Here is a 12,594-nt window from a genome sequence, read left to right on the forward strand (position 1 = left end):
TTTTATCTATTAATGTATAACCATCCTACTTTTGGTTTTGAACCATCTCCTAAATCGATAACATAATAATAAGTTCCTGGTGGTAATTTCTCATCAACACTAATGGTTGATCGTCCATTTGATATCCCTGTAAAGGCTACACTTTCATTATTATATCCTGAAGCTTTATAAACGGTATTTCCCCATCTATTAAAAATCTCTACAGTATTCTTGGCATATTCTGGCTTGTCAATACATGAGATGAAAAAAGCATCATTATCTCCATCGTTATCTGGTGTCATAATATTATATGGTGTACCACGTGGATTTGTATCTGTATTTACTAAAATAGTAACTGTTGCTATCTTACAGTTGATAGGTAATGCACCATTTTCACAAATTTGATATTCTAAAACATGAGTTCCTCCTTCTACATCTAAACCTATACTTATAGTTCCATCTGAATTAAAAGTAAACCCATCATTATTAGTTCCATTTGGATCTGGTAACAATGATACTTCTCCTACTCCTGTTCCTAAAGTAACTGGTATTCCATTTAATATATCATTAATTGTTACTGATGGAGTATCATTTCCTATCGTTATAGGTGTTGAAGTATAATTATCATCAATAGCAGTTATAGTATTAGGTAACTCAATTTTTACATCAATATCTGCAGTATCAGTTCCTCCGTTTCCATCACTAATAGTATATGGGAAAGTAATTTCTGTTCCTGTTCCATCAGGTTGGATATCTAATGTTCCATTTGCTAATAATGTTACCGTTCCTCCTGTTACTGATATTGCTGTTCCTACAACTGGAATAGTTCCATTGATATCTGTAATTGTTAAAGGATCATTATCTACATCAGCATCAACGCCATTATCGTTATCTGCTAAAACATCTACATTGACTAAAGCATCAATCGTTGTACTTGCTGTATCATCTTGTGCTACTGGTGCTGTATTTCCGATTGATACATCAACATTCGCTGTATCTGTTCCGCCATTTCCATCACTAATAGTATATGGGAAAGTAATTGCAGCTCCTGTTCCATCAGGTTGGATATCTAATGTTCCATTTGCTAATAATGTTACCGTTCCTCCTGTTACTGATATTGCTGTTCCTACAACTGGAGTAGTTCCATTGATATCTGTAATTGTTAAAGGATCATTATCTGCATCAGCATCAACGCCATTTCCGTTAGATGCTAAAACATCTAAATTTACTAAGGCATCAACTGTTGTACTTGCTGTATCATCTTGTGCTACTGGTGCTGTATTTCCGATTGATACATCAACATTCGCTGTATCTGTTCCGCCATTTCCATCACTAATAGTATATGGGAAAGTAATTGCAGCTCCTGTTCCATCAGGTTGGATATCTAATGTTCCATTTGCTAATAATGTTACCGTTCCTCCTGTTACTGATATTGCTGTTCCTACAACTGGAGTAGTTCCATTGATATCTGTAATTGTTAAAGGATCATTGTCTGCATCAGCATCAACGCCATTTCCGTTAGATGCTAAAACATCTAAATTTACTAAGGCATCAACTGTTGTACTTGCTGTATCATCTTGTGCTACTGGTGCTGTATTTCCGATTGATACATCAACATTCGCTGTATCTGTTCCGCCATTTCCATCACTAATAGTATATGGAAAAGTAATTGCAGCTCCTGTTCCATCAGGTTGGATATCTAATGTTCCATTTGCTAATAATGTTACCGTTCCTCCTGTTACTGATATTGCTGTTCCTACAACTGGAGTAGTTCCATTGATATCTGTAATTGTTAAAGGATCATTGTCTGCATCAGCATCAACGCCATTTCCGTTAGATGCTAAAACATCTAAATTTACTAAGGCATCAACTGTTGTACTTGCTGTATCATCTTGTGCTACTGGTGCTGTATTTCCGATTGATACATCAACATTCGCTGTATCTGTTCCGCCATTTCCATCACTAATAGTATATGGGAAAGTAATTGCAGCTCCTGTTCCATCAGGTTGGATATCTAATGTTCCATTTGCTAATAATGTTACCGTTCCTCCTGTTACTGATATTGCTGTTCCTACAACTGGAGTAGTTCCATTGATATCTGTAATTGTTAAAGGATCATTGTCTGCATCAACATCAACGCCATTTCCGTTAGATGCTAAAACATCTAAATTTACTAAGGCATCAACTGTTGTACTTGCTGTATCATCTTGTGCTACTGGTGCTGTATTTCCGATTGATACATCAACATTCGCTGTATCTGTCCCGCCATTTCCATCACTAATAGTATATGGGAAAGTAATTGCAGCTCCTGTTCCATCAGGTTGGATATCTAATGTTCCATTTGCTAATAATGTTACCGTTCCTCCTGTTACTGATATTGCTGTTCCTACAACTGGAGTAGTTCCATTGATATCTGTAATTGTTAAAGGATCATTGTCTGCATCAACATCAACGCCATTTCCGTTAGATGCTAAAACATCTAAATTTACTAAGGCATCAACTGTTGTACTTGCTGTATCATCTTGTGCTACTGGTGCTGTATTTCCGATTGATACATCAACATTCGCTGTATCTGTCCCGCCATTTCCATCACTAATAGTATATGGGAAAGTAATTGCAGCTCCTGTTCCATCAGGTTGGATATCTAATGTTCCATTTGCTAATAATGTTACCGTTCCTCCTGTTACTGATATTGCTGTTCCTACAACTGGAGTAGTTCCATTGATATCTGTAATTGTTAAAGGATCATTGTCTGCATCAGCATCAACGCCATTTCCGTTAGATGCTAAAACATCTAAATTTACTAAGGCATCAACTGTTGTACTTGCTGTATCATCTTGTGCTACTGGTGCTGTATTTCCGATTGATACATCAACATTCGCTGTATCTGTTCCGCCATTTCCATCACTAATAGTATATGGGAAAGTAATTGCAGCTCCTGTTCCATCAGGTTGGATATCTAATGTTCCATTTGCTAATAATGTTACCGTTCCTCCTGTTACTGATATTGCTGTTCCTACAACTGGAGTAGTTCCATTGATATCTGTAATTGTTAAAGGATCATTATCTGCATCAGCATCAACGCCATTTCCGTTAGATGCTAAAACATCTAAATTTACTAAAGCATCAACTGTTGTACTTACTGTATCATCTTGTGCTACTGGTGCTGTATTTCCGATTGATACATCAACATTCGCTGTATCTGTTCCGCCATTTCCATCACTAATAGTATATGGGAAAGTAATTGCAGCTCCTGTTCCATCAGGTTGGATATCTAATGTTCCATTTGCTAATAATGTTACCGTTCCTCCTGTTACTGATATTGCTGTTCCTACAACTGGAGTAGTTCCATTGATATCTGTAATTGTTAAAGGATCATTATCTGCATCAGCATCAACGCCATTTCCGTTAGATGCTAAAACATCTAAATTGACTAAAGCATCAACTGTTGTACTTGCTGTATCATCTTGTGCTACTGGTGCTGTATTTCCGATTGATACATCAACATTCGCTGTATCTGTTCCGCCATTTCCATCACTAATAGTATATGGGAAAGTAATTGCAGCTCCTGTTCCATCAGGTTGGATATCTAATGTTCCATTTGCTAATAATGTTACCGTTCCTCCTGTTACTGATATTGCTGTTCCTACAACTGGAGTAGTTCCATTGATATCTGTAATTGTTAAAGGATCATTATCTGCATCAACATCAACGCCATTTCCGTTAGATGCTAAAACATCTAAATTTACTAAGGCATCAACTGTTGTACTTGCTGTATCATCTTGTGCTACTGGTGCTGTATTTCCGATTGATACATCAACATTCGCTGTATCTGTTCCGCCATTTCCATCACTAATAGTATATGGGAAAGTAATTGCAGCTCCTGTTCCATCAGGTTGGATATCTAATGTTCCATTTGCTAATAATGTTACCGTTCCTCCTGTTACTGATATTGCTGTTCCTACAACTGGAGTAGTTCCATTGATATCTGTAATTGTTAAAGGATCATTATCTGCATCAGCATCAACGCCATTTCCGTTAGATGCTAAAACATCTAAATTTACTAAAGCATCAACTGTTGTACTTGCTGTATCATCTTGTGCTACTGGTGCTGTATTTCCGATTGATACATCAACATTCGCTGTATCTGTCCCGCCATTTCCATCACTAATAGTATATGGGAAAGTAATTGCAGCTCCTGTTCCATCAGGTTGGATATCTAATGTTCCATTTGCTAATAATGTTACCGTTCCTCCTGTTACTGATATTGCTGTTCCTACAACTGGAGTAGTTCCATTGATATCTGTAATTGTTAAAGGATCATTGTCTGCATCAGCATCAACGCCATTTCCGTTAGATGCTAAAACATCTAAATTTACTAAGGCATCAACTGTTGTACTTGCTGTATCATCTTGTGCTACTGGTGCTGTATTTCCGATTGATACATCAACATTCGCTGTATCTGTCCCGCCATTTCCATCACTAATAGTATATGGGAAAGTAATTGCAGCTCCTGTTCCATCAGGTTGGATATCTAATGTTCCATTTGCTAATAATGTTACCGTTCCTCCTGTTACTGATATTGCTGTTCCTACAACTGGAGTAGTTCCATTGATATCTGTAATTGTTAAAGGATCATTGTCTGCATCAGCATCAACGCCATTTCCGTTAGATGCTAAAACATCTAAATTTACTAAGGCATCAACTGTTGTACTTGCTGTATCATCTTGTGCTACTGGTGCTGTATTTCCGATTGATACATCAACATTCGCTGTATCTGTTCCGCCATTTCCATCACTAATAGTATATGGGAAAGTAATTGCAGCTCCTGTTCCATCAGGTTGGATATCTAATGTTCCATTTGCTAATAATGTTACCGTTCCTCCTGTTACTGATATTGCTGTTCCTACAACTGGAGTAGTTCCATTGATATCTGTAATTGTTAAAGGATCATTGTCTGCATCAGCATCAACGCCATTTCCGTTAGATGCTAAAACATCTAAATTTACTAAGGCATCAACTGTTGTACTTGCTGTATCATCTTGTGCTACTGGTGCTGTATTTCCGATTGATACATCAACATTCGCTGTATCTGTTCCGCCATTTCCATCACTAATAGTATATGGGAAAGTAATTGCAGCTCCTGTTCCATCAGGTTGGATATCTAATGTTCCATTTGCTAATAATGTTACCGTTCCTCCTGTTACTGATATTGCTGTTCCTACAACTGGAGTAGTTCCATTGATATCTGTAATTGTTAAAGGATCATTATCTGCATCAGCATCAACGCCATTTCCGTTAGATGCTAAAACATCTAAATTTACTAAAGCATCAACTGTTGTACTTACTGTATCATCTTGTGCTACTGGTGCTGTATTTCCGATTGATACATCAACATTCGCTGTATCTGTTCCGCCATTTCCATCACTAATAGTATATGGGAAAGTAATTGCAGCTCCTGTTCCATCAGGTTGGATATCTAATGTTCCATTTGCTAATAATGTTACCGTTCCTCCTGTTACTGATATTGCTGTTCCTACAACTGGAGTAGTTCCATTGATATCTGTAATTGTTAAAGGATCATTATCTGCATCAGCATCAACGCCATTTCCGTTAGATGCTAAAACATCTAAATTGACTAAAGCATCAACTGTTGTACTTGCTGTATCATCTTGTGCTACTGGTGCTGTATTTCCGATTGATACATCAACATTCGCTGTATCTGTTCCGCCATTTCCATCACTAATAGTATATGGGAAAGTAATTGCAGCTCCTGTTCCATCAGGTTGGATATCTAATGTTCCATTTGCTAATAATGTTACCGTTCCTCCTGTTACTGATATTGCTGTTCCTACAACTGGAGTAGTTCCATTGATATCTGTAATTGTTAAAGGATCATTATCTGCATCAACATCAACGCCATTTCCGTTAGATGCTAAAACATCTAAATTTACTAAGGCATCAACTGTTGTACTTGCTGTATCATCTTGTGCTACTGGTGCTGTATTTCCGATTGATACATCAACATTCGCTGTATCTGTTCCGCCATTTCCATCACTAATAGTATATGGGAAAGTAATTGCAGCTCCTGTTCCATCAGGTTGGATATCTAATGTTCCATTTGCTAATAATGTTACCGTTCCTCCTGTTACTGATATTGCTGTTCCTACAACTGGAGTAGTTCCATTGATATCTGTAATTGTTAAAGGATCATTATCTGCATCAGCATCAACGCCATTTCCGTTAGATGCTAAAACATCTAAATTTACTAAAGCATCAACTGTTGTACTTGCTGTATCATCTTGTGCTACTGGTGCTGTATTTCCGATTGATACATCAACATTCGCTGTATCTGTCCCGCCATTTCCATCACTAATAGTATATGGGAAAGTAATTGCAGCTCCTGTTCCATCAGGTTGGATATCTAATGTTCCATTTGCTAATAATGTTACCGTTCCTCCTGTTACTGATATTGCTGTTCCTACAACTGGAGTAGTTCCATTGATATCTGTAATTGTTAAAGGATCATTGTCTGCATCAGCATCAACGCCATTTCCGTTAGATGCTAAAACATCTAAATTTACTAAGGCATCAACTGTTGTACTTGCTGTATCATCTTGTGCTACTGGTGCTGTATTTCCGATTGATACATCAACATTCGCTGTATCTGTTCCGCCATTTCCATCACTAATAGTATATGGGAAAGTAATTGCAGCTCCTGTTCCATCAGGTTGGATATCTAATGTTCCATTTGCTAATAATGTTACCGTTCCTCCTGTTACTGATATTGCTGTTCCTACAACTGGAGTAGTTCCATTGATATCTGTAATTGTTAAAGGATCATTATCTGCATCAGCATCAACGCCATTTCCGTTAGATGCTAAAACATCTAAATTTACTAAGGCATCAACTGTTGTACTTGCTGTATCATCTTGTGCTACTGGTGGACAGTTTGGTTGCGTATCAATAGTTATTGATAAGGCTGGAGAAGTACATCCAGCTGCATTCGTCTCTGTTAAACTATACGTACCAGATGCTAAACTTGAAAAACTTGTTCCCGTTTGAGCTGCTACTACTGGCGCTGTTCCTGTTAATGTATATGTTGATGTTCCTACTGGACTCGTTACACTTACACTTCCTGTTGCTACAGCACATGTTGGATCTACATCCGTTGCTGCTGGTGCACTTGGTGTTGCTGGTTGCGCATCTATAGTAATTGTAGTTGCTGCTGAGATACATCCAGCTGCATTCGTCTCTGTTAAACTATACGTACCAGCTGCTAAAGTCGTAAAACTTGTACCTGTTTGAGCTACTACTACTGGCGCTGTTCCTGTTAATGTATATGTTGATGTTCCTACTGGACTCGTTACACTTACACTTCCTGTTGCTACAGCACATGTTGGATCTACATCCGTTGCTGCTGGTGCACTTGGTGTTGCTGGTTGCGCATCTATAGTAATTGTAGTTGCTGCTGAGATACATCCAGCTGCATTCGTCTCTGTTAAACTATACGTACCAGATGCTAAACTTGAAAAACTTGTTCCCGTTTGAGCTGCTACTACTGGCGCTGTTCCTGTTAATGTATATGTTGATGTTCCTACTGGACTCGTTACACTTACACTTCCTGTTGCTACAGCACATGTTGGATCTACATCCGTTACTGCTGGTACACTTGGTGTTGCTGGTTGCGCATCTATAGTAATTGTAGTTGCTGCTGAGATACATCCAGCTGCATTCGTCTCTGTTAAACTATACGTACCAGATGCTAAACTTGAAAAACTTGTTCCCGTTTGAGCTGCTACTACTGGCGCTGTTCCTGTTAATGTATATGTTGATGTTCCTACTGGACTCGTTACACTTACACTTCCTGTTGCTACAGCACATGTTGGATCTACATCCGTTGCTGCTGGTACACTTGGTGTTGCTGGTTGCGCATCTATAGTAATTGTAGTTGCTGCTGAGATACATCCAGCTGCATTCGTCTCTGTTAAACTATACGTACCAGATGCTAAACTTGAAAAACTTGTTCCCGTTTGAGCTGCTACTACTGGCGCTGTTCCTGTTAATGTATATGTTGATGTTCCTACTGGACTCGTTACACTTACACTTCCTGTTGCTACAGCACATGTTGGATCTACATCCGTTGCTGCTGGTGCACTTGGTGTTATATTTACTGTTACTGTTGATTTATCTGTTAATTCAACATTACAAGCTCCATCAACCGCATATAAATTATAAACAGTTGTTGAGGCTGGTGTTACATTAAAAGTTAAATCAGCTCCTGCTCCTACTTGAGATGCTCCGACATTACTATCATTACTGTCTAAACGTAATTGATATGTAACACCTACTTGAGCACTTGTTAATGTTATAGTTCCTGTAGCTGTTGGGCAAATAGAATCATCACTAACCGCTAAACTATCATCAGGGGAAGTACATACCGAACAAGCTGGTGCTTGTACACCTCCATCATAAGGAAAAGTACTAACATCTGCAGGTGTTGTAAGAATACCAGAATCTGGTGCTGTTTCTAAAGCATCATATAAACCATTATCTCCTACTGTTCCTGTTAAATTAGCAACGTCAATTCCTGCTTCAATAGAGTCACTACAGCTATCTCCATCTGAATTTGTATTTGTATCATTTGTACATGAATCGTCTATCTCTCTTAAAGAAAAACCATCTACGACTATTACAGTTTCATTATTTAACTGAAATCTATATTTAACTGTTGTTGATGTAGCTTCAAATACAATACGGTATTTTTTCCAATGTGGATCCCATTCTTCTGATACATCTGGTGTTGTAGCAGGGAAAGGATATATCGTAGTATCAAGAGGTGTTTCATATAAAACATTTGCACCTGTACCAGACCCACCATCAACAAAACCATAAACTATTTGTGTAGGATCATATGAGTATGCTGCTGGGTGATTTCTATAACTAGGTAAAGAACCCATTTCAAATTCCATTTGATAAGTCTTACCAATTGTTAGAGTCGTTATTTCATTTTCTAATCCTTCTCCACTTAATGAAAAAATAACAAAAGTACCTCCATTACCAGACGGTTTTACATTTATATTATACATATTAGGAGACCCTAACCTTGGATCATTTGGATCGGAACCTGCTAAATATTGTCCTTCTGACCAGTCTGGTGTTCCGAAATCAAAATTCCAACCTTCATACATACCTGTACTACCTGTTGTACCATTAAAATCTACTCCATTTATTCTATCTTTAAACTCTGTTACACCATCACGCCCTATAATTTTACCAGGTAATTCGGTATCTGTATAATTAAAATTTCCACTTATAAAAAAATCTGACGTAGGACATTCAATAATATCTAAAATACCATCATTGTCATCATCTACATCTATAATGTCTTCAATACCATCATTATCATTATCTGCTATCACATTAAAGACTGATGTATAGTAACTATAACAATCAGAGCCAGCATGATAATAAGCCGCATAATAAACACCTATTCCTGCACTAGATGGTGTTGTCACTAAATTTATCGTAGTTGCTGGAGTAGCTGTATGCCAACTTACTGAAGTCCCCGAAGGGCCAGCTCCACTCATTACTGATGTTAAATCAAATGCAGGACTTCCTCCGCCTTTATTTACGCCTAAAACAGGAGCATCAGCACCTGCTTCACAAGTATAACAGGTTGGTGTTTCGACTGCTACTGCATCTATATAAGATGCTAACCCTCCATCTCCACTAACACCTACACCTAATCTAATATATTTATATAAATCTGTTACTGATGAAGGGATAGTATATGTAAGTTCAACATAATCTGTTGATATTGGTAAATCAACATCTGGAAACACATCTGTTAGTGTTACAGCCGTCGTATAAGTAGAACCATCTGTACTAAATGAAATATTATATGTTGAACCAACTGCATGAGCATAATCATTTCTTAACCTAGCTATTATTACAATAACAGCATCACCACTAAAGGTATCTGTATACTCTAAATCCGGGATACTATACCAGTGTGATTGTTCAGTACCATTAGGAGCTCCTAAAGCATTAGTTGCAGAACCACCTGTTGCATACTGAATTTCATCATAGCTTCCATTAGCACATTGGGCGGATACCAAAGAAGGCATCAGCATAAAAGCTGCTATTAAAAAAGCTACAAAATAGCTTTTTAACAACACTTTGTTTTTAATTAAATAGTAATAATTCTCCATAAAAAAAATTTTTAAAATTAAACTTCTGTATCATCTTTAAAAAATGATAAGTACCGTAAATAAGATTAATATTTATTAACCATTATATAAATTAACTTATAGCAAAAAGTTAATTTATATAATGAGCTAATTTAATTAAATTTATAATATACTGATTATTAAGTATATTTTTTTGTTTAACATTTTTGATTTCAAAAAAATACAATAAGTATTATTTTTTACTAAAAATAGGAATAAATACTCAAAAAACAACTAATTTTATTAAATAATAACACACAAAAAAACCTTTTCACTAAAGATTCAAAAAAAAACAAAAAAATAAGAATAAATTAAATTACAATTTAATAACATTAAAGAGCAATACTTTAAAAGTTTTAAAAAAAATAAAACAAAAAACACGAAGCAAATGCTTCGTGTTTTTTTTATAAACCTAAAATAAATCGTATTAATTATTCACTTTTACTTTATTCTTGTTTCCTTTTACAATGTAAAAATAAGAACGTCTGTTTTTTTGATGTTCAGCCTCAGTACATTGACTACTATTAGCATCATCACAATTATTTAATAAATTATCTTCGCCAAATCCAATTGCACTTTCTATCCTTTCTGATGAAATCCCTCGTGATATTAAATAATCTCTTGTTGATTTTGCTCTCCTATCTGATAAACTTCTGTTGTAATTCTTTGAACCTCTACTATCAGTATGCGATTCTATTTTGATAACTAAATCAACATTCGATTTCATTACTGTTACAATATGTTCTAATTCATACTCTGCATCTTCGCGAATATTTGATAAATCAAAATCAAAATAAATTGGATTAATTACTATCTGATCTTTAACTATTAATGATTCTAAACTAAGATTCGCTACAACTACTTCTTTATTGATATCTAATGTTTCGGTATCTTTATTCTTGTTCCTGTAATTTTCTTTTGATGCTACAACTACAAACTTCTTTTCACAATCCATTTTTTCAAATAAATAAGCGCCTGTTCGTCCTGTCTTTTGCTCTAAAATAACCGCTCCTTTTTCATCCATTAATTGAACTGCTGCATTCTGTATTGGTACTCCTGTTCGTGAATCTGTAATAATTCCTTTGACATCTTCCTTACATTTATAGATACTAAAACTATAAATATCATCATCGCCTAGACCACTTTTTCGGTTTGAGGAAAAGAATCCATAACTATGAGCATCATTTATTACAAATGCAAAGTCATCTGAAGATCCATTGATTGGAGCTCCTAAATTTACTGGATTAGTATAAACTCCTGCTTCTATTTGTGATTCAAAAACATCCAAAGCTCCTAATCCTAAATGACCATCTGATGCAAAATATAATATATCATCACTTCCTACAAACGGAAACATTTCGCGTCCTTCGGTATTAATAGTTCGTCCTAAATTTTCTGGTGTACCAAAAGTATTATTTTCTAAAACAGAAACTTTATAAATATCTGTAGCTCCAAATCCATTTGGCATATCTGATACAAAATACAACGTTTTCTCATCTGAACTTAAAGCTGCATGACCACATTGAAAATGAATCACTATTAAATGGTAATTCAGTTACATTTTTCCATTGAATCATCTATTTTATCGGCACTATAAAGCTTTAAATGAGATACTTCATTTTTATCTCCTTTTAATCGTTTTCCATCATAATTATCTCTTGTAAAATAAGCTCTATTACCATCTTTTGTCATAATTATATTTGAATCATGATACTTTGAACTTAAATCTGACAACATCGTTTTTTTCTCGACATCTAATGTCTTTTTATCTTTGATATCTTTTTGCTTCGCTTTATAGATATTCAAATAAGGTTGTTTATTCCATTTGTATAATTTTTTATCCTTATCTGTTTTTGGACTTGTCGATGCAAAATAAAAATCATCTTCATAAATAAATCCGCCAAAATCAGAATACTTAGTATTACTCGATAAATTATGAATATTAATATAAGTCTTTGCTTTATTCGAATATTCTACAAAATAATTCGAATTATTCTCTAAAGCTGCAACTCGGCTATCAGTACCATTTTTTGTTTTTAACTTCAGTAACCATTTATCTGATTCTGAATTCTTACCATTACTTTTTAAAACTTGTGAGTACCTGAATAAATGCTTTGATAAAGCTACTGACTCATGAGAAGCCATTAATTTACGATAGCTATCTTCTGCTTTTGTTAATTCAAAATTATGATAATATGAATCTCCTAAGCGACTTAAAACTAAATATGAATCATCGCCTTTATCATTAATTGATTGATATAATTCTGATGATTTTTTGTATGCAAATTCCTTAAAGTAACGATTCGCAGCATATTTTCGTTGACCAAAAATAGAGCTACTTATCAATAAAATTAATATGTATAGTGTGTTTTTCATGTTGCTA

3 protein-coding genes are annotated in these 12,594 nt (G+C 35.6%); all 3 read right to left on the reverse strand.

The genetic code is table 11. The annotated features are described in order from the left end of the window. Window positions 1-2: 2 nt before the first annotated feature. Window positions 3-10,193: an Ig-like domain-containing protein gene (locus PG913_RS09620; protein ID WP_271230524.1), complete on the reverse strand. Its 10,191-nt coding sequence runs from the start codon at window positions 10,191-10,193 to the stop codon at window positions 3-5. 445 nt (window positions 10,194-10,638) lie between these two features. After that, window positions 10,639-11,748 carry an OmpA family protein gene (locus tag PG913_RS09625; RefSeq protein ID WP_271230525.1) on the reverse strand — a complete coding sequence of 370 codons (1,110 nt, stop codon included), beginning with the start codon at window positions 11,746-11,748 and terminating at the stop codon, window positions 10,639-10,641. 14 nt (window positions 11,749-11,762) lie between these two features. Beyond that, complete coding sequence (locus PG913_RS09630) at window positions 11,763-12,587, reverse strand: hypothetical protein (RefSeq protein ID WP_271230526.1); 825 nt, start codon at window positions 12,585-12,587, stop codon at window positions 11,763-11,765. Window positions 12,588-12,594 lie beyond the last annotated feature (7 nt).

It is taken from the genome of Tenacibaculum pacificus (genome assembly GCF_027941775.1).
GTDB lineage: Bacteria > Bacteroidota > Bacteroidia > Flavobacteriales > Flavobacteriaceae > Polaribacter > Polaribacter pacificus_A.

Excerpts from the sequence above, each read along its gene's own strand:
- PG913_RS09620 (WP_271230524.1), bottom strand. The coding sequence starts at position 10,193 with ATGGAGAATTATTACTATTTAATTAAAAACAAAGTGTTGTTAAAAAGC.
- PG913_RS09630 (WP_271230526.1), bottom strand. The coding sequence starts at position 12,587 with ATGAAAAACACACTATACATATTAATTTTATTGATAAGTAGCTCTATT.